This is a genomic window from Stenomitos frigidus ULC18 (assembly GCF_003003795.1).
Classification (GTDB): domain Bacteria; phylum Cyanobacteriota; class Cyanobacteriia; order Leptolyngbyales; family Leptolyngbyaceae; genus Stenomitos; species Stenomitos frigidus_A.
Genome location: NZ_PVWK01000057.1, coordinates 1 through 25,441, shown reverse-complemented (window position 1 = coordinate 25,441; position 25,441 = coordinate 1). Strand labels below are relative to the sequence as shown.

General features: G+C 51.7%; 31 protein-coding genes. 16 read left to right on the top strand and 15 right to left on the bottom strand.

Features of this window, described 5'->3' with window-relative positions; all coding sequences use genetic code 11:
- The 5 genes from C7B82_RS10125 (at position 1) to C7B82_RS10105 (ending at position 4,044) form a co-directional block, all read left to right on the top strand.
- Positions 1–204 carry a hypothetical protein gene (locus C7B82_RS10125; protein WP_106256175.1) on the top strand — a complete coding sequence of 68 codons (204 nt, stop codon included), beginning with the start codon at positions 1–3 and terminating at the stop codon, positions 202–204.
- Positions 204–671, top strand: coding sequence for a hypothetical protein (locus C7B82_RS10120; protein ID WP_106256174.1), 468 nt, complete (start codon positions 204–206; stop codon positions 669–671). Before C7B82_RS10125 ends, C7B82_RS10120 begins: the two co-directional genes overlap by 1 nt.
- The gene (locus C7B82_RS10115) at positions 671–1,111 is read left to right on the top strand and encodes a hypothetical protein (RefSeq protein WP_106256173.1); all 441 of its coding nucleotides are present in this window, start codon (positions 671–673) and stop codon (positions 1,109–1,111) included. The genes C7B82_RS10120 and C7B82_RS10115 overlap by 1 nt, the downstream gene beginning before the upstream one ends.
- A 37-nt stretch (positions 1,112–1,148) precedes the next feature.
- Positions 1,149–2,633, top strand: coding sequence for a hypothetical protein (locus C7B82_RS10110; protein WP_106256172.1), 1,485 nt, complete (start codon positions 1,149–1,151; stop codon positions 2,631–2,633).
- 85 nt (positions 2,634–2,718) lie between these two features.
- Positions 2,719–4,044: a hypothetical protein gene (locus C7B82_RS10105; protein ID WP_106256171.1), complete on the top strand. Its 1,326-nt coding sequence runs from the start codon at positions 2,719–2,721 to the stop codon at positions 4,042–4,044.
- 162 nt (positions 4,045–4,206) lie between these two features.
- Here the strand turns inward: C7B82_RS10105 and C7B82_RS10100 are convergent, their stop codons facing one another.
- The 5 genes from C7B82_RS10100 to C7B82_RS10085 all read right to left on the bottom strand — a co-directional run bounded on the left by C7B82_RS10100 (position 4,207) and on the right by C7B82_RS10085 (position 5,923).
- Positions 4,207–4,731, bottom strand: a complete 525-nt coding sequence (locus C7B82_RS10100; protein WP_106256170.1) for a hypothetical protein — start codon at positions 4,729–4,731, stop codon at positions 4,207–4,209.
- Between the two features lie 10 nt (positions 4,732–4,741).
- Positions 4,742–5,146 (bottom strand): hypothetical protein, encoded by a 405-nt coding sequence (locus C7B82_RS10095; protein WP_106256169.1) that lies wholly within the window; start codon positions 5,144–5,146, stop codon positions 4,742–4,744.
- A complete protein-coding gene (locus tag C7B82_RS10090) occupies positions 5,146–5,418 on the bottom strand; it encodes a hypothetical protein (RefSeq protein ID WP_106256168.1) in 273 nt (90 codons plus the stop codon). The genes C7B82_RS10095 and C7B82_RS10090 overlap by 1 nt, the downstream gene beginning before the upstream one ends.
- Positions 5,419–5,510: 92 nt before the next feature.
- Entirely contained in the window at positions 5,511–5,678 is a 168-nt protein-coding gene (locus C7B82_RS32155) for a hypothetical protein (RefSeq protein ID WP_181357431.1), read from the bottom strand.
- Between the two features lie 26 nt (positions 5,679–5,704).
- The gene (locus C7B82_RS10085) at positions 5,705–5,923 is read right to left on the bottom strand and encodes a hypothetical protein (RefSeq protein ID WP_106256167.1); all 219 of its coding nucleotides are present in this window, start codon (positions 5,921–5,923) and stop codon (positions 5,705–5,707) included.
- 134 nt (positions 5,924–6,057) lie between these two features.
- Here C7B82_RS10085 and C7B82_RS10080 point away from each other — a divergent pair, with 134 nt between their 5' ends.
- Genes C7B82_RS10080 through C7B82_RS10055 form a run of 6 tightly spaced genes read left to right on the top strand, consistent with a single transcriptional unit; the run spans position 6,058 to position 8,200 of the window.
- Positions 6,058–6,267, top strand: coding sequence for a hypothetical protein (locus C7B82_RS10080; RefSeq protein ID WP_219904224.1), 210 nt, complete (start codon positions 6,058–6,060; stop codon positions 6,265–6,267).
- The gene (locus C7B82_RS32150) at positions 6,264–7,181 is read left to right on the top strand and encodes a hypothetical protein (RefSeq protein ID WP_181357430.1); all 918 of its coding nucleotides are present in this window, start codon (positions 6,264–6,266) and stop codon (positions 7,179–7,181) included. Before C7B82_RS10080 ends, C7B82_RS32150 begins: the two co-directional genes overlap by 4 nt.
- A gap of 56 nt (positions 7,182–7,237) precedes the next feature.
- Complete coding sequence (locus tag C7B82_RS10070; RefSeq protein ID WP_181357429.1) at positions 7,238–7,456, top strand: ssr2422 family thylakoid membrane protein; 219 nt, start codon at positions 7,238–7,240, stop codon at positions 7,454–7,456.
- A gap of 30 nt (positions 7,457–7,486) precedes the next feature.
- Complete coding sequence (locus C7B82_RS10065) at positions 7,487–7,735, top strand: type II toxin-antitoxin system HicB family antitoxin (protein ID WP_106256165.1); 249 nt, start codon at positions 7,487–7,489, stop codon at positions 7,733–7,735.
- Positions 7,735–7,953 carry a type II toxin-antitoxin system HicA family toxin gene (locus C7B82_RS10060; RefSeq protein WP_106256164.1) on the top strand — a complete coding sequence of 73 codons (219 nt, stop codon included), beginning with the start codon at positions 7,735–7,737 and terminating at the stop codon, positions 7,951–7,953. Before C7B82_RS10065 ends, C7B82_RS10060 begins: the two co-directional genes overlap by 1 nt.
- A 25-nt stretch (positions 7,954–7,978) precedes the next feature.
- Positions 7,979–8,200: a hypothetical protein gene (locus tag C7B82_RS10055; protein WP_106256163.1), complete on the top strand. Its 222-nt coding sequence runs from the start codon at positions 7,979–7,981 to the stop codon at positions 8,198–8,200.
- On the opposite strand, the gene C7B82_RS10050 is transcribed toward C7B82_RS10055, so the two are convergent.
- The 4 genes from C7B82_RS10050 to C7B82_RS10035 form a co-directional block, all read right to left on the bottom strand.
- On the bottom strand, positions 8,197–8,400 hold the full coding sequence (locus C7B82_RS10050) for a hypothetical protein (protein ID WP_181357428.1): 204 nt from the start codon (positions 8,398–8,400) through the stop codon (positions 8,197–8,199). The two genes, C7B82_RS10055 and C7B82_RS10050, sit on opposite strands and share 4 nt — an antisense overlap.
- Positions 8,401–9,674: 1,274 nt before the next feature.
- On the bottom strand, positions 9,675–10,556 hold the full coding sequence (locus C7B82_RS10045; RefSeq protein WP_106256161.1) for a 4a-hydroxytetrahydrobiopterin dehydratase: 882 nt from the start codon (positions 10,554–10,556) through the stop codon (positions 9,675–9,677).
- A gap of 189 nt (positions 10,557–10,745) precedes the next feature.
- The gene (locus C7B82_RS10040) at positions 10,746–11,495 is read right to left on the bottom strand and encodes a DUF561 domain-containing protein (RefSeq protein ID WP_106256160.1); all 750 of its coding nucleotides are present in this window, start codon (positions 11,493–11,495) and stop codon (positions 10,746–10,748) included.
- A 126-nt stretch (positions 11,496–11,621) separates the two neighbouring features.
- Entirely contained in the window at positions 11,622–12,755 is a 1,134-nt protein-coding gene (locus tag C7B82_RS10035) for a saccharopine dehydrogenase family protein (protein WP_106256159.1), read from the bottom strand.
- Between the two features lie 472 nt (positions 12,756–13,227).
- Between C7B82_RS10035 and C7B82_RS10025 the strand changes: the two genes are divergently transcribed.
- Positions 13,228–13,980: a carbonic anhydrase gene (locus C7B82_RS10025; RefSeq protein WP_219904222.1), complete on the top strand. Its 753-nt coding sequence runs from the start codon at positions 13,228–13,230 to the stop codon at positions 13,978–13,980.
- Between the two features lie 70 nt (positions 13,981–14,050).
- On the opposite strand, the gene crtO is transcribed toward C7B82_RS10025, so the two are convergent.
- Positions 14,051–15,742: a beta-carotene ketolase CrtO gene (gene crtO, locus C7B82_RS10020; protein ID WP_106256156.1), complete on the bottom strand. Its 1,692-nt coding sequence runs from the start codon at positions 15,740–15,742 to the stop codon at positions 14,051–14,053.
- Between the two features lie 206 nt (positions 15,743–15,948).
- On the opposite strand from crtO, the gene C7B82_RS10015 reads away from it, so the two are divergent.
- Together C7B82_RS10015 and hflX are read left to right on the top strand one after the other, a co-directional pair.
- The gene (locus tag C7B82_RS10015) at positions 15,949–16,404 is read left to right on the top strand and encodes a single-stranded DNA-binding protein (protein ID WP_146141119.1); all 456 of its coding nucleotides are present in this window, start codon (positions 15,949–15,951) and stop codon (positions 16,402–16,404) included.
- Positions 16,405–16,560: 156 nt separating this feature from the next.
- Positions 16,561–18,183 carry a GTPase HflX gene (hflX, locus tag C7B82_RS10010; protein ID WP_425443602.1) on the top strand — a complete coding sequence of 541 codons (1,623 nt, stop codon included), beginning with the start codon at positions 16,561–16,563 and terminating at the stop codon, positions 18,181–18,183.
- A gap of 142 nt (positions 18,184–18,325) precedes the next feature.
- On the opposite strand, the gene C7B82_RS10005 is transcribed toward hflX, so the two are convergent.
- Both C7B82_RS10005 and C7B82_RS10000 read right to left on the bottom strand, forming a co-directional pair.
- Positions 18,326–19,375, bottom strand: coding sequence for an ABC transporter permease (locus C7B82_RS10005; RefSeq protein ID WP_106256154.1), 1,050 nt, complete (start codon positions 19,373–19,375; stop codon positions 18,326–18,328).
- 182 nt (positions 19,376–19,557) lie between these two features.
- On the bottom strand, positions 19,558–20,121 hold the full coding sequence (locus tag C7B82_RS10000) for an adenine phosphoribosyltransferase (protein ID WP_425443601.1): 564 nt from the start codon (positions 20,119–20,121) through the stop codon (positions 19,558–19,560).
- A 612-nt stretch (positions 20,122–20,733) separates the two neighbouring features.
- On the opposite strand from C7B82_RS10000, the gene C7B82_RS09995 reads away from it, so the two are divergent.
- Positions 20,734–22,551 (top strand): FG-GAP repeat domain-containing protein, encoded by a 1,818-nt coding sequence (locus C7B82_RS09995; RefSeq protein WP_106256152.1) that lies wholly within the window; start codon positions 20,734–20,736, stop codon positions 22,549–22,551.
- A gap of 172 nt (positions 22,552–22,723) precedes the next feature.
- Entirely contained in the window at positions 22,724–23,050 is a 327-nt protein-coding gene (locus C7B82_RS09990; RefSeq protein ID WP_106256151.1) for a hypothetical protein, read from the top strand.
- A gap of 23 nt (positions 23,051–23,073) precedes the next feature.
- On the opposite strand, the gene C7B82_RS09985 is transcribed toward C7B82_RS09990, so the two are convergent.
- The 3 genes from C7B82_RS09985 to C7B82_RS09975 form a co-directional block, all read right to left on the bottom strand.
- Positions 23,074–23,856 carry a hypothetical protein gene (locus C7B82_RS09985; protein ID WP_106256150.1) on the bottom strand — a complete coding sequence of 261 codons (783 nt, stop codon included), beginning with the start codon at positions 23,854–23,856 and terminating at the stop codon, positions 23,074–23,076.
- An 81-nt stretch (positions 23,857–23,937) separates the two neighbouring features.
- A complete protein-coding gene (locus C7B82_RS09980) occupies positions 23,938–24,273 on the bottom strand; it encodes an MgPME-cyclase complex family protein (protein ID WP_339375069.1) in 336 nt (111 codons plus the stop codon).
- A 174-nt stretch (positions 24,274–24,447) separates the two neighbouring features.
- Positions 24,448–25,182: a pyridoxine 5'-phosphate synthase gene (locus C7B82_RS09975; RefSeq protein WP_281258952.1), complete on the bottom strand. Its 735-nt coding sequence runs from the start codon at positions 25,180–25,182 to the stop codon at positions 24,448–24,450.
- Between the last annotated feature and the right edge of the window lie 259 nt (positions 25,183–25,441).

Here is a 25,441-nt window from a genome sequence, read left to right as displayed (position 1 = left end):
ATGCAAGTAACGTATAAAGGGCAAATGGTAGAGGCTTCTGAACTCAAAACCCCTGATGGTAGCGTTGTGCTTGGCTACCAGATCGGTAATGAAATTGTGATGCCTCAAATGGTGCAGCTCCCTGGTGGGGAACCTGCCTCTGTCGAGCTGCCTGCGACTCATCTCAAGGCCAAACGTGGCAAAGACACTACCATTAACCCCTAATGTCCTCTCTGAGCGATTTAGACAAGTCTCGCGCTCGTTGGCATCTCGGCTATAACGAGTCGGTACCCACGGGCGATCGGACGTTAATGGAAATCCGCATGACCAAAATTGCGGACAGCTTCACGGTGGGAAAAATCCGCGATCGGCTCGACCGCTGCGATCGGACAGAGGTAGAGACTGAAACGGATGCTCAAGGGTCGGGCATTGTGACCAAGCGGTTCCTTCTGGGCGATGTGAACCGCACGGATGTTAACTATCAGGCTGAATCACTCCAAAAGCGCGAACGAGCCTACATGAAGGAACTCAACGCGTTAGCCACGTCGCTGGGGGTGCGGAACTGGCGCGATCCTGAGCTGCAAGACTCCCGGCGCTTGTCTGAGACTGTTACCGATCCGGTGATTCCGGCTCCCGTAGAAATCACTTATAACCTGACTTACGGCACAGACTTGTATCTGTATTTTGCGTAATGGCGATTAATAAGGCTGCAATCTTTGTCGAAAAACCTCAGCTCTGGACAGCCTCACTCACCAGTCAGGCGCTAACGCGAGATGGGGTTACAGGTTCTGGGGTACTCCTGGGTACGGCATCAGAGTCCGGCTTCCTGGTCTATAGCGTGTGGGCGATTCCGGCAGGGGACTTTACCGCGAACGTGTTGCGCCTGTTTCGCATTGTGGCAGGTGGCACGGCGAAAGATTTACTGTTAGAAACCTCTATTGCGGCGGCGGCTAGCACCAACAACACTACAGCGATCGCACGGACAGCCATGCAGCTCCCTGACGTGCTGACGCCTACGGGTAGTTTTGGACTCCTGCTCAGTCCAGGTGATCAGTTGTATGTTGCCCTCGGTACAGCCTCCGGTGTCGCCTTGCGCGTCGTGTTACACGGTGGACAATATCAATTCAGCTAATGGCTGGGTGTCTTTGCGTTCAGGTCTGGGATCAGAGATGAAGCCAACCAAGTCAAACAAAGCAACTAAACCCAAAGGCTATGGGGGCGCGGCGTCGGCGCGGCGGGGTCGTCTGCCTGGGTATGCTCCTGCTTATACTCCAGAACAAACAGCGCGTTATAAGTCGCAAGCTCTCCGCTATAGCAAAGCTGTGGAGCTGTCGGCTGCGGGGCCGGATCATGTGGTCTGGAATGGGCAGATTTTGACCGGGGATGATGCCGCTAACCTGCGGGATGCTGGCGGACGTGCGTTCAAACCGAGCGATCGGGTACAGTTTTTCTACGAATCGGGCCGTTCCAAGCTTGATCACTGGGCTGTTACTGCGGGGGGTGGTGGCCTGGAGGACGTTGAAGCGTTTGCCGATGAGATTACCAAGACAGGACAACCGCCAACCTGTCCAGAGCCTACGGTTGTGTGGAGCTGGGATAATCCGGCGTTTGACTGGTCAGCAGAGGGGATTCATGCTTGTATTCCTGCACCGCCAGCGGATGGGGCTTTGACCTATACTCTTCCTCCTGGCTTTGCTGGCAACTATAATCCCGTGCCTTCTGGTCAAACGAGAGTGTTGACGATTACGGGTACTCAAGTTACTACCACTGATGTGTTTGTGCCTCCTCCGGGTGGCAGTGGCATACCCGGTCATTTCGTTGGTAGTCCTTACGTGGTGAGTTTTACCCGTTCGTTTACTGCTGCGGATACCCTCACGACTCCTTATACACCTGGCAGTGGTAGTACTGGGTCTACAGTTTCAACCAGCGGCATAGTGACGCTGTTTTTGAATGGTTCTGTGGTGAGTGGTTTTCCGGCCAATGGCTTTTTCACTGTCCGGGGTCTGTACGACTCATCCTATTTTGATGAGTCGTACGTCTGGAATGTCGTGATTACTGGTGATGGGCCTCTGCTTGCGCCGCCGCCTTACACGCCGCCGCCGCCGCCACTGCCAACTTTTCAACCTGGCACTGATCCACCGTTTCCGCCTGGTGCTGCTACTGCCGGGGGCGTGTTCACGTCTAACACGTTCGCCGCTGCCGCTGCCCTCGATGTGAAAGTGACGCTCGACTATACGACGGTGCCCGATGTTGGAGCCATTACGGGCGCGATCGCCGTGGAGCTGTGGAGTGATGCCGGGGTGTTGCTGGATGCACTGGCAGAAACGCCAACGAATGGGGGGAAGGGGTCGCTAGAGGCGTCCTTTAGCCTGGAAGCGGGGCAAGACTACTACTTCAAGGTTGTGATTCCAGAGACGGTCTACTGCGATGTTGCCAAGGTGGCGATCGGCGGCAGTGGCTTTAAGTGCGATTGTCCAGACTACACGAAGACTCAAAAGCAATTGCTCAATTCCCGGTACAACTCAGAACAGGTAGAGCGTGATTGGACGAGTAGTACTGCGGGCTGTGACGTAGAGCAGGGGTGCAAGCATGTGATGGGTACAAAACTATTCTTAGGGGTGGCAGTGGACGTACCCACAGACATACCACTGTAGAAAGGTTTTTTTAGGGTAAGTAGAGAGACAGTAGGGAATGCTATCGACAGGTCGCTAATTTTTCTCAACCTGAAATGCCTCTCAAATGGTCGCAAACTTTAACCCAAGCTGGGGTAGAATCGTCGCCGCGTTACGGGTCGCTGTCGTCGCTGCCGGGGGGACTCCTACCGTGACTGCTTACCAAGCTAATTGGGGCGGCTGCATCAAAGCGATTGATGAACTACGGGCTGCTATTGTTGCGGCGGGTAATGCTACTGCCGTGATGACGGCTCACACTGCCGCTGCCGATCCTCACGCCCAATATGCCCTAGACACCGATCTAGCTGTGTATGCGTCTCATGTAGCAAACACGTCTAACCCGCACAGTACTACAGCGGCTCAAGTGGGAGCCATTGCGACGACAGCGGCGGGGGCTGCATCGGGTGTGGCTACTCTGGACGGCTCGAGCAAACTTACGTCTTCACAGTTGCCGCTGGGCAGCTCTGCGGCTACGGCTTGTGCTGGGAATGATGCGCGGTTGACTGACGCGAGAACGCCAACGGCTCACAATCAAACTGCCAGCACGATCACGGACTTTACTACGGCGGCTCAGTTAGTGCCTGACGGCATTCTTTCTCAGGGGCGGTTGACGTTCACCAGTGGCAACGGGCTGACCACTGCGGACGTGACAGCGGCAACGACGGTTTACTATACACCCTATGTGGGCAACGGCATTCATCTCTGGAATGGTTCAGCGTGGCAGTTTTACGCGTTTACCGAGCTATCCCTATCGCTGTCTGGGCTGACTGCAAACACGAACTATGATGTTTTCTTGCATGACAGTGCTGGCCTGACGTTGACGGCTGTGGCCTGGACGAACAGCACGACTCGCGCTAGTGCTGTGAGCTTGCGTAATGGGACATGGGTCAAAACTGCCGACGATCGGCGGCTGCTGGGCACCTTCCGTACAACAAGCGTCACGGGGCAGTCTGAGGATTCGGCGTTGAAGCGGTTTCTCAGTAACGTCTATAACCTTCAGATGAGGGCGTTAAGCCAAACTGACACCACCGCTTCTTGGACGTATACGACTGCGGCATGGCGGCAAACCAGGGCTACAGCAACGAATCAGGTTGAGGTTTTATTAGCCTTGGATGCGCGACAGGTTTCTGTGGTTTTCCAGCAACGGATCACCATGATTGGATATTGTGGGCTCGGTGTGGACAGTACAACAACTCCTTACACGGCATCGCTGTATGGCGGTTTTTCTGCCGTGTCTGGTCACGATAATGCGTCTTATGCCTTCTTAAATACGAATTTGATTGGACTCGGCTATCACGCGATCGCCATGATTGAATTTGGTGGGACGACTTCGACCTTTGTTGGTGCTGGCAGTCCGGCTCAATGCAACCTTAAAGGCTTTGTGATTGGATGAATACTACTGCTTTGCATCGTGCCATTGTTGCGGCTGGCCTGCCGCTTGTTAGCGTTGAATCACCTGATGGTGTGGCGATTGTGCTGCGGGTTTGCGTTTCAGCTCTAAAAAAAGCGACCGCACAGGAGCTATGCGATCGCCGGAGCATTGGTGCATCTCGCTCTACGCTACAGCCATCTCAGGCAATGCAACGGGTAAGCAGTGGCAGAGATGAATAGTGGTGTAGCTTGCTTCCCCTACGGGCTTGTAGGTGTCGATCAGGTCAACGACCCAGGGCAGGTAGACATTCTCAAACTTGATGCCGTCTTCGGTCTCAACTCCTGAGCCTCCATGTGTGAGCAACTGACCGATCGGCGCGTCTCCGTTCATTCTCCAACCGTGCCCCAAAAAGCTATCGTCTGGGGCGACATGAATGTAGAACGACAGGTAGGGCGAGAACTGCCGTAACGCCTGTATGGTGCCCACAGTTGGTACTGGCAGCGGTTCACCTTCTGGATGGATATGAGCCAGATAGACCGAACAGTTTTCGCTTTTGTACTCCTCAACCGCGAACACTTGCCACCGTCGATCGCCCCCAGTGGTGATGAGGCTACCAACTTCAGGCGGCGCAAGATCCCACTGGATATTTTGCTGCTCTTGCTGGTGGCGCTGCTCGTTAATAAGTGGCTGAAAGATCGTTAAGTTCATTGTTTTAGCCTCAATACTGTGGAGCATAAATCCTGCCATCGCCGGGATCTGCACTGTCTGATTCAAACACGCAGATCACGTCTAACACACCCCCTGTCCCAAGATTGTTAGGAACGACTTCGACAAGCCGAAAGCCTCGCTTCGCCATGCGTCGCGCTATAGCATCGCAGCCTGCCGCGTTAACCGCTCCATACTGTTCTCGCTGGATTGCCATCACTCCTGCTGTTCCCGGTACGTTTGGAGCCTGGGCAGGTGCCTGGGCAGGTGCAGCCGGTGCAGATCCACCACCACCACCAAAAAACGGCGCGATGTCTGATGGTAGTGGACCAAACTTTTCGCCATCTGAGCCACAGCCAGCTAGAGGCAGCAGCAGCAGTAGTAGGGCTAAGAGTTGTTTAACGTGTTTTTTTGACATTAGTTTGAGCCCCACTCGTCGTATCTGGTAGGCAGACGGACAGTGGCACGAGGGGTAAGATAGGCGCGTCTAAACCGTTCTCCTGTCCTCGCTGCCCATTGATTGAGGTCCCCTGGTCGGTAGCGCCGCCAGCGGTTTCCTGAACGCTCTGCCCATTGGTTGAGGCTACCTGGTCGGTAGGCTTGAGCATCCGTCTGTACAGTGATGAATGCTGTTAGTTGTGCCGCACTGAAGGCGGCGATCGAAAGCAGTAGCAGCCGTTTGTTTTTCATGGCTTAATTGAGTTGCCTCTGTTCTGGGGTACTCCGGGGGCTGGCGTGGAAACTTCGCCCCTGGTTTTACAAGTTTTGGAAGTGTTGGAAGTTTAGGCGGCTTGCGGTTCTGATACCTCCTCGAAAACGACTTCGATTTGAAAGGCACTGCTTACAAGGCGTTCAAACTTTTGTCTATAGGCTTCGGCTTCGCCGCGTTGCTCGAACCGATCGAGCGTTTTACGGACACCGCCAGGGGCATAGAACATGACTGACCACATAGAAAGGCTCCTTGATGAGATGGTTTTTACGATGCAAGCCGATTGGACGGCAAGGTGAGGACAGCGCTGGCGTCGTTTTGAACGAGTGCGAGGCGCGTTGCGTCTTCGAGTAGCTTGACGATTTGATCACCGTTGGCGTAGTCGCTGGCGTGGATGAGATCGGTCATGCGGTCTAGCACTTCGGCTAAGCCGTGGCGCTCGATTGCGGTGCAGAGTTGTTCTTTGAGGGTTAGGGCATGAAGCATTGGCCTCCTGTGGAAGTTCTGTAAGTGTTGGAACTTCTACAGGTCTATCACTAATTCATCGCTATTGCAATGCAATTGTGAATCAACTTGCTTAAGATGTGATGTAATTGCGATGGAATCAACGGAGAATGAGCATGGTTAATGCGGCAGAGTCAATGGCTCAAGAACGAAATCAGGTTACGGTGACACTTTCCGAGAAAGCGATGGAGGAATACCGCCTCGTCGCGCAATGGCTCAATATGCCAGTGGCTACTCTTATGCGTCAGGCGTTAGAAGAGCATCATCAATCGCCTAGCTTTGGTGCCTTGGTGCGTCGTGCTAGAGAAGGGGGTGAGCAGTCATGAAGAACACAAAAGACTTAGCTCAGGAGATGTGCATTACCGAAAGGCACGTTAGCAACCTTCGCGCTCGTGCTGAAAAAGCTCTTGGTAGAAAGCTAGGAGTAAAACGCAGCAAGCAAACCTTTTTCTCTGAGGAAGAGGTTCAGTTGATGTGGGATATCAGAGAAGGGATAGCGCCCATTCCACTGGCTGACGGCGAGAACTCAGAGCAAGTGTTCTCGATTGAGCTTGCGGCTTCACTGTTGGATGCTACCGAACCTTTTCCGGTTGACTTTGACGATGCTTGGCACTGGCTGGGTTACTCCACAAAACAGATGGCTCAGAAGAAGCTGCTGAACAACTTTGAATCTGGAAATGACTTTTTAATCGAACGATTTCCAGAACCTCAGGTTACTGGTCGTCCTCTTGAAAAGCTTTACCTGACGATCGACTGTTTTAAGTCACTGGGCATGATGGCTGGCACCGAACGAGGTAAGCAGGTGCGTCGTTACTTTCTTGACTGCGAACGTGTTGCAAAGGTTTTAACGGGTAAACTCGCGGCTGATATCGCTGAAATGAGGGCTGATCAGGCTGAAATCAAGCAAGCGCTACAACAACTCGCGGCGGCTCAGGCAGTGCTACCCGGTGGTCAACTTGTTCCCCCTGAATCGTTTGTGACCGAAGCCGATATCAGGCGGCAGAACTGGCGTGAGATTGAAGCGTTGAAGAAACCCGGCACTTACACCAACATCAACATTGGTGTCACTAAGAATTTGCTGCACTGGGATGAACGGCTGGCAGCGCGGCGAAAGTATAAAAACTCTGAGCATATTCAGCAGCGGTGCAGCGAACTCAAACAGCGGCCACGCACCCCATTGGATGACCTGCTAGAACGTAAACATAAAAACCGTGAGCAACTTTGGGGCGATGAGGACTAACGACCCCCACGCGCATAATTAAGGCAGTAGACTAAAACACCCAACCAAGCAAGACGATGACGAATACGCCAGACGAAAGCAGCTTTGAAAGCCAGGTGCTAGAGCGCTTAACGGCTCTGCAACGCAGCGACGAGGAACTACAGCAAGAGGTCGAACGGTTTAACGATCGCTTTACCAACTACCAGCAAGCAACGCAGTGGGTGGTGCAGTTAGCCTTTACGCTGATTGCCTCGGCAACGCTGACGGTGATTATTACAGCCATTTTGAAACGCTAAACTAAAACACCCAACCAAGCACAGAAAATTATGCTGACTCACTACATCCAGGCAGCGCTACGACAAGCCACTTACGAAATTCTGGACGACGGCACCTACTACGGTGAAATTCCGGCGTTACAGGGCGTGTATGCCAATGCTGAAACCTTAGAAGCCTGCCGCGAACTGCTGCAAGAAGTGCTAGAAGGTTGGCTTTTACTGGGTTTCCAGTTGCAACATGCCGTGCCTATCCTTGACGGGATTGATCTCAATCCGCCGTCGCAGTTAGAGGTTGCCTGATGCCAACCCTGGGGCCGATCAAACGGGTAGACCTGCTTCGCTACTTGAAGCAACTCGGCTTTACGGGGCCCTACCCTGGTGGCAACCATCAGTTTATGCAGCAAGGGTCGCTGAAAGTGTGGCTACCAAACCCACACCAGGGCGATATCAGCAAAGCTTTTTTGAGCAAAATTCTACGTCAGGCTGGCATTAGCCGCGAGCAGTGGGAAAACCTGTAAACTCAAAGCCCAACCAAGCACAGCTATGACTGACCACAACGGCGACACCGACAAGCTCGACATCCTGACTGAACAGATTGGGCATCTCACCGAGGCAGTGACACAGCTTTCAATCACCGTGAACACAGGTTTTACAGAGCTGAAAGTACTGGTACAGAAGCAATCAGAAACAGCCGATAAGCAGGCTGACACGATCAAGTCGCTGGCTGATAGCGTGGCGGCGCTGGTCGCTAAACTCACGCCTTAGCTCCGACGCTGTGGCAAATCGGGGCTAATTCGCGCCATAGCCGCCGCCAGAGTCGCCAATTGTTGTTTTACCTCCGATAGTTCGTCTGCTGGGTCGGGCGGCTTCAGGAGGTTTTTTAGTGCCATTAATGCCACTTGCGATTTACTGATTTGCAATTCTGCCGCTTTTTGCTCTAGCAGGTCTGCGATTTCATCTGGCATCCGGACGCTAAGAAGTGATCTACCGTGTCCTGGCATATGTCACCAAAATGTATGACAAACCCATTTTAAGGGCGATGACAATTTTGGTTAGGGCGATGACAAAGGGCGATGACAGATTTGTATGACAAGGCGATGACAAATCAGGGGTGAGGTGATGACAGAAGGGGCAAGGTTTTCGCGTGGGTTGCTGACCATCCTCGTGTGATCAGCCTGGTATCTCTGCCCTCTTTTGGTCACAGAAACGGTTACAGTTGCTTAGATGCGTCGTAGGATGCATTCATACCAGGCATTACAGAAACGGATTAAAGGACTGAAAATCCTCGTGTCCGGGGTTCAAGTCCCCGTCCTGGCATTCACCTTGACTAAAAACCATTCAAACCCCTTATCCTACAAGATTTACAAAATTCCTAGTGCTTCTTGGCAGTGGGCTTATAGGATGCTGGCAACCTACGGACTGAGAAACCATAAACTCTTCTAGCTGGATTTCTCTAAGATGCCTGTGTTGCTTGTGCTGGATGGAGCGAAGACGGTATCGCATCGCGTCTACTCTCTCGATCCTAAATGGGTGGATGAGTTTGAACGCCTAAGATTCCTCCCTGTAAAGGTAAAAATAACTCTGCGTTAGGTAATCGGGTGACGGTTGTGTTTAACCGTTACGAAGTTCCTCACAATCCCTATGACTTAAGGCACGCCTGGGCGGTTCGCTCCATTGGGTTCATCCCGATTGAGCTGGCAGCCCAGCAGATGGGGCGTTCCATAGCTGTCCAGATGCGGACTTATCACAAGTGGATTATAGAAGAGGTGCATGAGCGCCACTTCCGTCTTCGGATGGAACGGAGCGATCCACGCACCGCCTCTGGGAACTCCAGCACATCTAGGTTTTCGGTTCGGTTATCCCATAAGCGTTGAAAATTCTCAACCTTTCGTAAGGCTCTTTCGCGAAGGGCAGCGTCCCATGACCAATACACATCAATACACTCAAAATTTTCAATTAAGGCACTGTAGCTTTCATTTGCTGAACCCATAAACGTGACGAAATCACCCTCGCGGTCAGCAAAAATCCCCACCTTCTCATGGTAAATGCCTCGATCGCTCCTCCTTTTAGGAAGAGGCAACGTCAACGAGCTTTATAGAGTGCTGGAACTTGCGATCGTGGACTGATATTAACTGCCAATTAATAACCATTCTCCAGGAGTGTTGTTTTCAAAGCACCCAATAAAATAGTGCGTTTGATTTGCAGTGATGCGCTCCACACACAATATCGGCGAACGGAATTAAGCGTTCAAATTTGACCCAGGAAAATCAAGAAAAGCCTTGTCGAAATACTTAGCTAATTGAATATCCCTATCAGAAATTTGATGATTAACATCCCACGTACTCAAGTAAACCCTAACCGACTTCCAAACATTTTCCCAACGAGGGTGGTGCATGGCAATATCGCATCCAAGAGCAACTTGGTTCATAAAACTAATTGCATCTAGAAATGTTTTAAATTGATATTGTCGATATAACTCAATACGCACTTTGGTAGAATCTTCAGGCAATGGACTAACTATCTTCTTCCATTTTGATAAGCTTCCATCTAAAGCAATTTGAAGCCTTTCATCACTTATTGGATCAGGTATTTCTGGTGGAGGAGTTGGGTATATGCCCGAAGAACCTTTCCCTAAAGATCCATTATTTTTTGAAGAGTTTCCATTAACTACCTTTAGTTGCTCTAGAACAAGTTTTACATCGTGATCCCAGTAGGTATCTCTAATTTCTATAGCCTGCCTTTCAGTTAAGGCGCTGATTGAAGGAGGCAAAACGTTAGCTGGAAGAGGTTTTGCACCTTTAACTAATAAAGGCAATACCTTCTTGTTGTTTTCAAGTGAAAATTCAATTTCCTGGCGCACCCAATCATCTTCCTTGTCTATTCTACGGAATCCAAACTCATCACTAATCCGAAGCCATTCTAATCCCATAATTAATATGACAATTTGAGCGGCATTCAAAGCTTCTTTTAGCTCCTTTGACCAAGGTGCTCCAGGTTTAATCGAAGAGGTATCCATAAATACAGAATCCTCGCCAAAATCTTTAAGGATCGTGCTGTACAGACGACCAGCTTCAGCAGCAGCATCGGCTCTTCGGTAACTAATGAAAATAGGTGCATTCATTCGCAAAACTTACACTTGGAATTTCAGCTCGTACTTTAAGTAAAGTCTAAATTATCTGTAAGGGCAACATGGATTGTCCCAGCAATAAATAGAGATGCCAACTGCTATTAGATAGAAACTTTCTGTCAAATACTCCAAGTTGGAAAGCCAGACAGAAAGTTTCCATATCATCCATATCAATCGCTCGCGCTATACGTACAAAGGCGTCCGGCTAACGGTTGCTAGCGCTTCGACCAAACTACGCACAGCGGCAATCATGGCGACTTCGCTGTTGAGTTGGTTGATGGCAGAGCCAACACCAATACCTGATGCACCGTTGGCGATCGCCAACGGTGCCGTCACATTCGACAGACCCGACGCGCACAACACAGGCACCTTAACTGCACGGGAGATTTCATAAGCGGCTGCCAGGGTGGGAGCCGCTTTTTCGATGAGTCCCAGCGTACCAGCGTGGGTTGGTTGGCTGCTGGTGCCGCCTTCGGTTTGAATGATATCGGCTCCAGCTTGTACCAAGGCTTCTGCCAGTTGTACCTGTTTGTCGAGCGTCAGGATGTGAGGTACTGTCACCGAGAGGGTGATGGTGGGCAATAGTTCACGCGTTTCGCGGGTCAGCGCCAACACTTCATCGGCTTCAAAGCGACGACCTTGGGCGTAAAAGCTGTCGAAGTTGCCGATTTCAATCAGGTCAGCTCCGGCATCGACGGCGATGACAAACTTCTCTGGTTCTACAGCCGAGACGCAAACGGGCAGATGGGTCAGTTTTTTTGCCAACCGCACTAGGGCTGGATCGGCAGCGATGTCTACAAAGGTGGCACCACCCCGATCGGCAGCGTTCACTGTAGCCGCCACACGATCGGCATCGCAATTATGCAGACCGCTAATAATCTTGAGGGCGCGTCCGTTATCCAGAGCATTCTGTAGCGTGGGAAGGATCGTCATGGTATCTCTACTCAAATTCGTACCGTCCATTCTGCCACCCAATGCCCGGAGATTCCAGCGTTTGGCGGAGGAGGGTATGGGGTGTAGGGTATGGGGTGTAGCGTGTCAAACGTATGTAAGTGTTAGCTAGTGCGAATCCTGGCGGATACACTGCTCGATTTTTACCCCACGACTCTGCATGGTTTGCTCAAATAAAGTGGTGGGCAATGCCTCTTCGATCGCCCAGACGCCCGGTTTGTTGAGTTCACCGGATAGCAACAGTTGTACAACGCTGCCTGTACCGTAGCCAGCCGCGATCGCGGTATTTTCGTGTACCAGCGTGACGTAGCTCTTGGCAGGTTTGCCGTCCTTCTGACCCGTTACTTCCACCCGAATGGCAACCCCAATGCCGCTAAAGCGATCGGTCACGTCCGTCATGAAGTGGCTGACGTAGGACAGAAACTCAATGACAGCGCGAGTTCGCAGCAGTCGCGGATGCCACCAACGAGCGACGCTCCAGGTGAGAAAGTTGTAGAAGTCAGGAACGGTGCCGAATTTGGTGATGACCGTTTTGACGGGAAACGCGCTGGGAATCGTAAACGCTTCGGGCACATCAAACCAGTACACGCCAACACGCCCATAGGGATTGGGAAACTCAATCACTTCGCGATCGCTATACGGCTTCACCATCTGCCACTGTCCCTTCAACCATGCTTGAAACGGGCGCTGCAAGCCCAAAAACGTCGTTCGCATCACGGTCACGCCTGCACCACCAGAGCCAGCCACTACATAGCTGAGATGCACCGTGTCAGCCGAGTCGAGTTGCTCAATGCTCTGCCGCACCATGCTATTTGAGATGCCGGGAAAAATGCCCGTGTTGACGATCGCCGTGATACCCGTCGCTTCTGCCGCCGCACGATACGCGATCGCGGTGCGTGTGTAGGACGGATGATCGCTCACATCCACATAGTTCACACCAGCGGCGATGCAGGCTTCCAGCACTCTGCCATCGCGGTGATGAAAGGGACCCGCACAATGCACGACGACGTGGCGCTGCTGGCGATCGTCCGTCTGCAAGGCATGAATAGCAGCGGTCAATTTGTCTCGATCGTCTAGATCCAGTTCTAGAAATTGGACGTGCGAACCTGAAGCAGGGATCTGTTTGACCTGTTGGCTGCGTCCCGTAATGGTTATTTCGGCGTTGGTATGGGTCGCGAGATCAGCAGCAACCTGGCGGCCGATACGCCCTTTTCCACCTAAGATCAAAACTCGCTGGGTCATCATTACTTTGAATAAATTTTGTCTACCGTCTCACAAAACCTGTCGCTCTTTGAAAAAAGGCTTGTAAATGGCGTCTGATGGATGAATTTCTTCTGGTTAGCGCTGCTGCTTTGCTCACCGACGATCGCAAGCATATCTAGATTGTGGAGATTTGCAAAGTGGCTCCAGAGGGAGATGAACATCGCTTTCATGCCTTAGCCTGTGAGCAGTGTGTTGGGATTGCTCGTGCTTGGAGTGAAACCGACTGTGTGACGGATGTTAGCAGTGATGACAACGCTACGCTCTCACAATTGCTCCCTTGTTGCATGATCTCGTCAATGCTTCCAAGCTGACCACCCAGACCAACCTGCTCTACCGCGATTGCCTGTTGATAGCACTCTCTCTTTAACGGGATGAAGAGGGCTATCCCTTTAAATTGTCAATTCTAAAAAACTTACTTCAGGTTATCTAAGAGAGGCTTGCAGTCATGTCAATGGCAGGAATTATCAACGGACTTAATGAGTTCCAGAATACCTATTTCAGTACCCATCAGGAACTTTTTGAGCAACTGTCTCATGGGCAAACACCAGAAGTTCTCTTTATCACCTGTTCTGATTCACGCATTGATCCCTTTCTAATCACGCAAGCGCAGCCCGGAGACCTCTTTATTATCCGCAATGTCGGCAATGTCATTCCAACCTATGGGGCAACGAGTTATGCGGAGGGAGCCGCGATCGAATATGCCGTTCACGCCCTTGGCATCAAAGACGTTATTATTTGTGGCCATTCGCACTGCGGTGCGATGAAAGGGTTGCTGCAAGTTGGCAGCCTTGCCAAAGACATGCCTCTGGTCTACGACTGGCTCAAGCATCACGCCGAAGCGACCCGGCGCTTAGTGGTTGATCACTATACAGATAAGGGCTATAGCCTAGAAGAACTGCTGAAAATTGCCATTAAGCAAAATGTGCTGACTCAGATTGAAAATCTCAAGACGTACCCCATCATCCGCTCAAAAATGCATGAGGGCACAATCAATCTGCACGCCTGGATCTACTCCATCGAGTTGGGTACAATTTTTGCTTATCGTTCTGGAGCAGGGCTCTTTGTGCCACTGGAGCAGCGATCGTTTCCGGTGCCCGATCCTCTACTTGAAAAGGATAGTCGTGGGCGCTGGCTATGGCTTCAGGCAATCATGGGAGAAATGAGCAATGAATCCTCAGTGGTTAAAGAACGGCAAACCCTCTAAGGGGCAAGAATTTAATAACGTCCATATTTCCCCCTGTAGGGGCGCAGGCCGTGCGCCCATACCAACAAACTCAAGACAGATGGAAAACAGACTGGACGGTTGCTTTAAACGACTCTTTAGCATCGCGTAGGGTTTGCGCGATCGGCTGCTGGGTATGCAAGAACACCCGTGCGCAATTGCGTCCCGGCATCCCTGAAATTGAGCCACCGGGATGAGTTCCAGCTCCGGTGAGAAAGAGCCCGTCGATCGGCGTTTTGTAGTTTGCCAGTTCGGGGAGCGGTCGTAAAAAGACCATCTGCTCCAACGTCATGTCGATGTGGTAGTAGTTGCCTTTCAGCGCACCCAGCCGATCGCCCAGCTCAGCCGGACTTTCCACCCGGCGCCCGATCGTGGCGGTTTTGACATTGGGCGCATATTCTGCCAGCTTGTCGATCACGCGATCGGCCACCTTGTTTTTCAGGTCATCCGTCCAGCCCGTGCCGTTCTGTCCCGTGCCTTCTAAGCCAGCAATATTGTAGGGCGCAAAGAACTCAATCCAAACGGTGTGTTTACCAGCAGGAGCCATCGTTGGATCGAGCATCGTGGGTTGCACCACATACATGGATGGATCGGCGTCGGGAATCTTGCCGATCGCCGGATCGGTGTGGGCGATCTCCACATGGCGCACCGAATCCGCAATCAGCACTGACCCGATCAGATACTCATCCCGGTGGTTGTGATGCTCAAACCGCAGCGGTTCATCCATCGCTAAATCAATTTTGAGAATCGTCTCATTGTTGTTCACAATCCGGCGCTCCAGGCGCTCCCAGAGATTGGGATCTGCCGCATCCACATCGCTTCTGTCCATGCAGTGGATGAACAAGCGCTGCGCATCAATGTTCGAAATCACGCCCTTCGTCGCACGGTATTCAGTCCCATTACCGACCCGCACTCCCACAGCACGACCGTCATCGACCAACACTTGCTTCACCCGCTGCTCGGTCAAAATCTCACCACCGAGGGCTTTGACCAGCTTAACTAACGCCTGCACGAGCGCTCCAGTGCCACCTTTGGGACGTGCCATGCCGGGATGGTGCCGCATCGACATCATCATCGCGCCGATCGCCAGATTTTTCTGGGACGGTGGCACACCCAATTCCGCCGCTAGTCTTGCCAATGGCGCTTTAACAAACTCCGAATCAAACCATTCGTTGAGCAAATCTTCCGCGCTAGTCAGCATGGTGCGCACAAAGTCGAGTGCCTTCGTCGTAGAACCCGCAACAGCCAGCAGATCTTTCAATTTCGCCACATCATAATTGCCTGCAATGTCAATCACCGACTTCGGTGGTGCGTTAAACATCGGCCCTAAAGCACTCACAATGCGTGACCAGTACGCCGTAAATTCTGCATATTTTTGCGCATCCCGATCGCTATAGCGGGCAATGTTAGCGCAGGTTTTTTCAACGGATTGATGAGCCAGAAAGTACTTGCCATCAGGATGTGGACAAAACACTACCGGATCGCAAAAGAGGTATTCTAAGCCGTACTTCGTGAGTTCCAACTCTTCCACAACAGGGCCGAGGTGGATGAATTCATGGTCGATCGCGCACAGGTTGAAGGTAAAGTCAGGCAGCTCTGGAATGACGGCCTCAGTGGTTGCAGCTCCACCCGGCACCGATCGTTGTTCCAGCAGCAACACGCTATAGCCCGCTTTCAGCAGATACGCGGCGCACACCAGCCCGTTGTGCCCTGCACCAATCATCACCACATCGTATTCCTGCATCCGCACGACTCCAGAGGCCTACATCTTTAGCTTAGGGTAATAGGGTAAAGGGCATTGCTCAACGAGTCATCAGTCCAATTGACGATTTTTAGAAATGAGAAATAAATCCACGATCCCTAGAGGCTCTTTGAGACTTTGAAGTGGTTTGTTCCGTTTTTTGGTAGTCGGGGAATTCTGCGTTAAAGGTCATTTACCGAGAGGACTCTATGTCGAGTGTGGGTTTAAACAAGTGGATTGTCAGTGGCAATCTGGCAGCAGATGCAGAGATCAAGACCGTTGATCTCCGCAGTGGCGAGAAGGCAAAGGTCGCCAAAGCAACGTTATATGTCCGCGGAGTACGGAATCGTGACGAATCGTTCACTGTATCGTTAAGCATTTGGGAAAAATCGGCTGCATGGCGAACACTCCCGTTTCTTAAAAAAGGATCGCTCATTATCTGCACTGGCAAAGTTGAACCGAATCCATACATTTCCAGCAACGGCAACACGCCACGCGCCGGACTGTCGATGACGGTACTGGATATCGATCTCGATAATGTAAAGAGTGTTGAAGACGAAGACGTTCAGACAGACGACGCTCAGACTGATGCTCCAGCGCCTGAAACGACGGCACCAGAAACAGACGCACAGAAAAAGAAAGGCAAAAGCCCTGTTACCGCTTAGAGTAACCACAAACTGTAGGGACGTTATATGTAACGTTCCTACGACCCCGCAATTGACTAAAATGAATACAGTTGCGTTTGGCGAGTTGCCTCTATCGAAACAGTTTACGGAAATCTCCAGGGCTTAAAAACCAGTCAGGTCAAGCAGTTGCAGCGCTTGTATCATCAGCGGCTACCGGGCGATCGACTGACGACACCTGAGTTTGCTCAGCGGCTAGCGGCGGTCAGCACTGAGTTGAACCAGCCTGTGTGCGCCTATGTGAATCGACGTGGCCAAGTGATGCGCATTGGGGTGGGCACGCCTCGTCAAACCCAAATTCCCCCGTTAGAGTTGCCCCGCTATGGTGCAGAGCGGCTCTGTGGCATTCGTTGCCTTTCGACCCAGCTAAAGTTTGAACCGCCCAGTGACTCATCCCTGACGGCGATGGCGATGCAACGGTTGGATGCACTGGTGACGCTGACACTCACAGGTGGTGGTTTTGAGCGTCGGGGGGGGGGTGCAACGGGCTACGTCAAGGAAACCTACCTGGCTCATTTGGTGCCGCACCCTGAAACTGCGTGGACGGTTTCGCCACCGTTGAGCCTGGATGTACTAACCAATCAAGACTTTCTCAATCTCGTTGAAGGACTGGAAGAAGAGTTTCGGCGAGACTATACCGCCCGTCAGGTCGATCGCGATCACGATCAGGTGCTGCTAGTCGGGCTGATGACCGATAACAGAGCAACAAAGCGCTTTCAGGATGGGCTGACGGAGCTAGAGCGGTTGGTTGAAACAGCGGGTGGCACCGTGCTGCAAACGCTCCAGCAGAAGCGACCCCATCCTCACCATCAAACGGTGGTCGGTGAAGGGAAGGTGCAGGAAATTGCGCTGGCGGCACAGTCAGTTGGCGCTAACCTGGTGGTGTTCGATCGCGATCTGTCCCCAGCGCAAGTGCGGAATCTGGAAACACAGATTGGCATCCGAGTCGTCGATCGCACCGAAGTGATTCTGGATATCTTTGCCCAACGAGCGCGATCGGGTGCCGGGAAACTTCAGGTCGAGCTGGCGCAGTTGGAATATATGCTGCCTCGTTTGGCTGGACGTGGACAGGCAATGTCCCGTTTGGGTGGCGGTATTGGGACGCGAGGACCTGGGGAAACCAAGCTAGAAACCGAGCGACGAGCGATTCAACGGCGGATCACACGCTTACAGCAAGAGGTGGATCAGCTACAGGCACACCGAGCACGGATGCGGCAGCGACGACAGCACGAGGAAGTGCCGTCAGTAGCAGTGGTGGGCTATACCAACGCGGGTAAATCAACCTTGCTGAATGTGCTGACAAATGCCGAGGTGTATACCGCAGACCAATTATTCGCAACACTCGACCCAACAACGCGGCGACTGGTGGTGCCCGATGCCGTCACAGAAGAGCCACTTGCACTCCTTCTCACCGACACCGTGGGCTTCATCCACGAACTGCCTCCATCGTTGATGGACGCCTTCCGCGCCACGCTCGAGGAAGTGACGGAAGCAGACGCGCTGTTGCATGTGGTCGATCTGTCTCATCCTGCATGGCAAAGTCAGATTCGCGCGGTCATGAAGATCCTTTCGGAAATGCCGATTTCGCCCGGTCCGGCGCTAGTAGCGTTTAACAAGATCGATCAGGTGGATGGCGATACGCTGGAATTAGCACGAGAAGAATATCCGCAGGCGATCTTTATTTCAGCCAGCGATCGTCTCGGTCTAGAAACCCTGCGCCGCAAACTGGCTCAACTGGTGCATTACGCGGCTTCTTCATAGCGACCTCGATCGTGAGGCATCCCGTTTCTTCAAGAGGCTCCGCTACTCCCGGTAAAGTCCTGATCAACAGCGTGAGGATAAAACGGCATGCCTCGATCGACTCAATGCAGTCAATAGGAATCCAAACTGCAGCAACGGTCATCTAATTGGCTTCTTCTAGCTTGATACGAGGGTCAATGGCTTTGAGCAGTAGATCGGCTAGAAGGTTACCAACAATAAGCATAACGGCACCCATCATCAAGCTTGCCATCACAAGGTAGAGATCCTGCGCCTGTACCGCTTGAAGGATGAGACGACCTAAACCAGGCCAGTTGAAGAAAAATTCGGCAATGAAGGCACCGCTGAGCAAGCTGGCAAATTCAAAACCCAGCAGTGTAATCAACGGGTTGATCGCATTACGCAGAGCGTGAACGTAGATCACTTTGTTTTCTGGTAACCCTTTGGCGCGAGCAGTTTGAATATAGTCCTGCCGCAAGACATCGAGCAGTTCGCCACGGGTGATGCGCTGAAGACCCGCAAAACTGGTGATGCTTAGCGCGATCGTCGGCAAGATCATATGCCAAGCAACGTCAATGATCTTACCGAGCGGCGTTAACTCATCGTGATCGATGCTGGTCATATCGCCCACCGGAAAAATCGGCGACACATTCTGCGCCAAAATCAGCAGCAACAGCGCGGTAATAAAGCTGGGAAAACCCTGTCCAGCGTAGCTAATGACTTGCAGGAGCCGATCGCTCCAACGATTCTGGTTCACCGCGCCGACAATGCCTAACGGAATGGCGATCGACCACGTGAGCACTAGAGAGGAGATAGCTAGTAGAAGCGTCGCTGGTACCCGCTCCCACAGTAGTGAGGCCACCGATCGCTGATAAACGAAGCTAGTGCCAAAATTGCCCCGCGTGACAATTTGCCAGAGCCACAGAAAGTACTGCTCAAACCAGGACTTATCCAGCCCAAACTGTCGCCGCAGTTGCTCGATCCGTTCAGGCGAAATTTTGGGATTCTCTTTCAACGTGTCGAGATAGTCACCAGGCGCAAGCTGGATGATAATAAAGCTCAAGGCAGACGCAAGGAGCAGGGTCAACAGCGCTTGTAGCAAACGCTTAACGATGTAGACAAAGGTCTCGCTGGTAAAAAAGTTTGCCAGCCCGTCAATGCTTGACGCTAGCCTGCTCCGATCGGATGTAGTCATGTTCTTAGCTGATAGCTGATATAGCAATCCTAATTTGATTTGCCAAAAGTGCTTTGTTAGCTTTCAGCGGTCAGCAGTCAGCGGTCAGCTAAGCCTCTGCGAAATGAGCGACCACTCTAAATCCCAGTCTGACTGCTGAAAGCTGACTGCAAATTTCTCTAAGCCAGCAGATCAGAGCGAGCTTAATACTGAACGAGCGTGACGATCGGCGCTTCCGGTAACCGCTTGCGTCCATTCAGATCTTTCAGCTCAATGACAAACGCATAGCCCACCAACTGGCAGCCCGATTTCTGCACTAGTTTGGCAGTTGCTTCAGCCGTGCCACCCGTCGCAATCAAATCATCCACAATCAAGATGCGGCAATCGGGCGGATGCAGTGCATCTTGATGTACTTCCAGACAATCCATGCCGTACTCCAGTTCGTATTGAATGGAGTGGACAGCAGCGGGTAGCTTGCCCGGTTTGCGAACAGGAATGAAGCCTGCTCCTAATTTGTACGCCAGCGGTGCACCAAAGATGAAGCCGCGCGACTCCATGCCAATGATGAAATCAGGTGCAAAGTGTTCGCATTTTTCCGCCAGAGCATCGATCGTATAACGCAAACCGCCAGCATCGCGCAAAAGCGTGGTGATGTCTTTGAAGAGAATACCTGGCTTAGGGAAGTCTGGAATTTCGCGAATAAGAGCCTGAATGTCCATGAATTTGCTACCAGAACGTTGATGTTTGGATGGATACAAAACTGTCACAGCTTATCAGGCATTGTACCGAGATACGTACGAAAGTTTATCATATGATTGCTGAAGCCATGCCTATAAAGGCTTTCAGCGTTCAGCCCCAAAATGGGGCTAAATTTTTTGACTAGTTGCGCGACAGAAAAGCGACTAACCTTATTACTGTTACTTTTCTACCGTCTACGAATCAGCCCTGCCCTTTTGAAGCTGCGGTGTACACACAAGTCGAGGCTGACTTCGTTTGGGTCCTTTTCGCCCCCTTTTCTTGTATGCTCAAAGGGCTTTAAGCCCCCAATTCTGGGGGACTTTGAACGGTTCGGTTCCCCCAGAATTGGGGGCTAGGGGGCAATTTGGCTAGATTCGATCACTTGTGTGGACACGGTAGCCCTTTTGAAGGGGGTTGGGGTTCTCTTCTGCGTAAGTCCTAACATGATGAGGCTTATCTTTAGTAACATCCATTCAGTACCATCACCGGGAAGGAGGCGTGTAGCGTTTAACTGGTATACCATCCAATCAGGTTCTGTTTGCTAATCACTGAGGCTCTCACAGCAACTTCATATTTGTTGCTGATTTTTTTGCCGTGGCAGAGCATAGATCTCAGGGATACGACTTAGGAACCGTCACTTTATGCCTTCGAACAATATCAGTCTTAACTTACAACAAGACTTAGTTTTCCGGAATCCACTGACCGGACAGAATGCCATCTGGCTGATGCATGACACCACTCTAGACGTGGGGCGATACACAACAGCCGTACCTGATGCCAATTGGTCACTGGTTGGAGTTGGTGATTTCAACGGCGACTTCAACTCTGACCTGGTGTGGCGTAATAAGGCAACAGGGCAAAATGCGATCTGGCTGATGCATGACACCACTCTATCCACTGGTGTGTATACGACCCCCGTTGCGGATCTGAACTGGCAGATCGTGGGTACAGGCGACTTCAATGACGATGGCAATTCTGATCTGGTGTGGCGTAACAAGGCAACGGGTCAGAATGGCATCTGGCTGATGAACGGCACCACTCTATCCACTGGTGTGTATACGACCCCAGTTGCGGATTTGAACTGGCAGCTTGTGAGTACGGGTGACTTCAATAGTGACAGAAGCTCTGATCTGGTGTGGCGGAACCAAGCCACGGGGCAAAATGCGATCTGGCTGATGAACGGCACGACTCTATCCACTGGTGTGTATACGACCCCCGTTGCGGATCAAAACTGGCAGATTGTGGGTACAGGTAACTTTAATGACGATGTCAGCTCTGACCTGGTGTGGCGAAACAAGGCAACAGGTCAGAATGGCATCTGGCTGATGAATGGTACGTCCCTGTCCAGCAGTCTGTACATTAACTCAGTCGTAGATCCAAACTGGCAGATTGTGGGCACAGGGCGTTTTTCCCTCTTTGCGCCACCGCGCTATTCCAGGGTGGTGGGAAACGGTTCAAATGATATCACCGCAGGCGATTTCAATGGCGATGCTAAGACAGACTTAGTGATAACAAATTTGGGCGGAGGTACGGTGACAGTGTTACTGGGGACGGGCACTGGCACCTTCCCAACAGCAGTGGATTATTTTGCGGGAAACAATGCCAACGGTGTCATTACCGGTGATTTCAATGGCGATGCTAAAGCAGATTTAGCCGTAACAAATGGTGGCGGTCAGGTTGCAGTGTTGCTGGGCACTGGTACAGGCACCTTCTCAGCAGCAGTAAACTATCCAGCGGGAAGTACTCCCGATTCTTTGTTTGTGGGCGATCTCACTGCGGGCGATTTCAATAGCGATGGTAAGACAGACTTAGTCGTGACGAATTGGCGCTCCAATTCGGTATCGGTGCTGCTGGGGACTGGCACTGGTGCCTTCCAACCAGCGGTGAGCTACGCGGCAGGACGTGATCCTTCGGGTATCGTCGTCGGCGATTTTAATGTTGATGGCAAGACAGACTTAGCCGTGACAAATTTCGGCTCCAATACGGTCTCAGTGCTGCTGGGCACTGGCACTGGCACCTTCCAACCAGCGGTCAACTACGCGGCGGGAAATGGTCCCTTGGGCATCGTCGCTGGAGATTTCAATATTGATGGCAAAACAGATTTAGTTGTCACGAATTTGAACTCCAACACGGTCTCAGTGCTGCTGGGGACTGGCACTGGCACCTTCCAAACAGCGGTGAGCTACGCGGTGGGAAGCCGTCCACGCAGTGTTGTTGCTGGTGATTTCGATCGCGATGGCAAGACAGATTTAGCGGTAGCGAATGAGGGCTACCCCGTTTTATCGTTGCTGCTGGGCAATGGCAATGGCACCTTTCAAGCGGCGGTCAACGAGGTCGTGGGAATCAGTTTCTTGGGTATCGTCGCAGGTGACTTCAATCGTGATGGCAAGACAGACTTAGCCATGACAGAAACGGGTTTAACCCGTAGGGAGATAGTGGTGTTGTTGAACCAGTCGTAGCGCAATAAGTGTGGAACGATTGTGCCATCCGACTCGCAGTACTGTAATTTATGGCTGTTGCATGAATTGTGATGTGTGTTACGTCTCGCAGCGGCTAAGATTAGCTAGCTTGTTCGTAGCCTGGTGTTCATAGCCTGGTCAGTAAGATGTTGCAGCAATTCTGGATACCGTTGTGAAGTACTTTTTTCTGTCGGATGGCTGGACGATTGGCAGAGTCTGGGAACTGGGAGGACTATGGAACGAAAGCGCCTGGAGACGCAAGCCAGAGATCAGTCAGATCAATCTCTGCGTTTGGGAGCAGGATGAAAAGCTATGGCTGTACCGCGTTGAAGATGCCGTTTTAATGGTTGAGGTGAAGCCAACGGATCAGGCTCAGGTGGAGGCGGCCCCACAGGCGATCGGTCAAGTAATTTTAAAGCGCTTGATCACGGCCGATCAAGCGATCGAACGAATCTGCGCATCAGAGATCTCTGCACCTGAACCACGCGTGATCAGTTGAGAACTCAGCTTCTATACCAGAGTTTACTTCTTCACTGTTGGTTGGGATGTGGCGATCGCCTGACCCAACAGAGTCACCCGACGACTATCAACGACCATTGCCCAAAAACCACGATCGGTCAATGCCTGTAGGGTTGCATTAGCAAGACTTTGATCGGTTGTATGGACAGCCAGAAGATAGGGCCGTTGACGGTAGGAAACCAACCCAATCTCTTTGCCAACCAGCTGACGTACCTGCGTTGCCAATTCTGGTCGGCTAAAGTAATCCACCAAAACAGCATAGCCTCCGCCTAAAATCTGGGGATTGTATCCTCGCGCATCCCGTGACGTGGGCGAAGTCTGCGCCAGCGATCGAGGCGTGATCGGGGGGGATGATGGTTTAGGAAAAGGTTGTACGGGCGTTGGAGACGTTTGAGCTGCTACTTCTGAGGGACGAGCGACAAAGGCTGACAGCCCGATCGATTCACGCATATATTTCGCCCAAGCATTCGCTGTGTCAGCAGTCGTAAAACCACCCACTCGTGTGACCACGTCATTAAGGTAATTACAGACCGTCACAGTAGTGTTAGGCGGCACCGTCCGACGCACCTGTTCCTGACTTTCAGACGTTTTACTCATCACAAGCAACAGATACTCGCCTGGACTTGGCGGTTGACAATCAGCATAGTTTGCCTGTGCTGAAGGTGTTTCCAAGAGCGGCGGAGCGGGTGGAATTTGGGCGGTGACGCTTGCTGTAATGGTCAAGCTGACGCCAGCAAGCAATACTGAACCTAACAAACCTGGGAACCGTTGAGCAATGTAAAACATGAACGTTATGAAGAGGGTTTGAACGGGTAATGCCCTCTACCGCTGGCAAGCCAATGTAGCATCCTTCACACCAAACGAAGCTTAAGAAATTGATGCTAACGAGGCTAGAGGCTGTGGAATTGTGTACGAAGGTGCCTGAAACGCACCTGTAATCACAAACTCCAGCCGCAATTTCAACCAGGTAACGAACTGAGGATTGGTTGAAATAATAGCACTCGCAGGCTGAGGACATTGCGCTTTGACGGCTGCAAGTTCAGGCGCTTCCAAAAAGGCAGGTTGATTCACCAGCCAGAAGTCAATCTCTTTTTCTTGTTCGTGGTAATTCCGAGTACGCTCTTGAAGCACTTCGTCGATCGGCTCTTCCTCGGTCAGAAAGCGTTGGCTAGCGAGGACGTAATAGTAAGTTTGCATGGTCATAAGATTAGCTTTGAGTTCTGAGTTTTGAATTGGGAAAGTAGCAGTGAGGGTGAGCAAAGCTAGTGCTTGTGTTGGGCTTTGGAGTTGAGTCAAGGCAGAGAACTGTAAATCGATTGAATTGTGAGCTTAAATGTCTTAACTCAAAATTCTTAACTCAAAACTCTTTCTTGTGCCTCATTCTCCTCGAATGGCGTCTTTCATTTCTCGAACAGCCCGTTCTAAGCCGACGAGTATGGCACGGCTGATGATAGTGTGACCGATGTTCAGCTCTTCCATCCCAGGCAGACAGGCGATCGGGTAGACGTTCCAGTACGTGAGGCCATGTCCAGCATTAACACGCAAACCAGCTGCGATCGCTCGTTCGCAACCGGCTTTCAGAATGGTTAGCTCCTTGGCTCGGCTAGCTTCTGCTTTGGCTTCGGCATACTGCCCTGTATGCAGTTCAATAAACTGAGCCTGCATTGCTGCCGCAGCCTCAATCTGCTTGGGATCAGCATCAATAAAGAGACTCACCGGAATGCCAGCGTCTTGCAGCGTCGTGACAATTTGCGCCATACGGTCTGCCTGACCTGCTACATCTAACCCGCCTTCAGTGGTGACTTCTTCGCGCTTTTCGGGTACGAGAGTCACATAATCGGGTTTGATGGCGAGGGCGATCGCCACCATCTCATCAGTCGCTGCCATCTCCAGGTTCAAGTGCGTGCGCACGGTTTCCCGCAGCAAGCGTACATCTCGATCCTGAATATGTCGCCGATCTTCGCGCAAGTGGACGGTAATGCCATCGGCACCCGCCAGTTCTGCTAAAACAGCCGCTGCTACCGGATCAGGTTCTACCGTGCGCCGTGCTTGTCGTACCGTTGCAGTGTGATCAATGTTGACGCCCAGTGTTGGCAAGCGCGTTGCTCCCATGCTTTGAATGCACAACCTCTTGAATGCACAGCCTCATTTTACCGTCAGGACTGGCTCATTGGACAATGAGCAGAGGGCAAGGCGTAAAGAAAGCGGCGCGATCGAACCGATATCACCAACCCATCGCATCCATGCTCATTATCCTTAACCAAGCGTAACAATTAAGCTAAGGAATGAGAATTTTAGGACTTACGCATTGACAAAAGTAGCAATATCTGGGGTCAGGTAGCAATCGGTTTGGAGAGGTGTTCCAAAATGA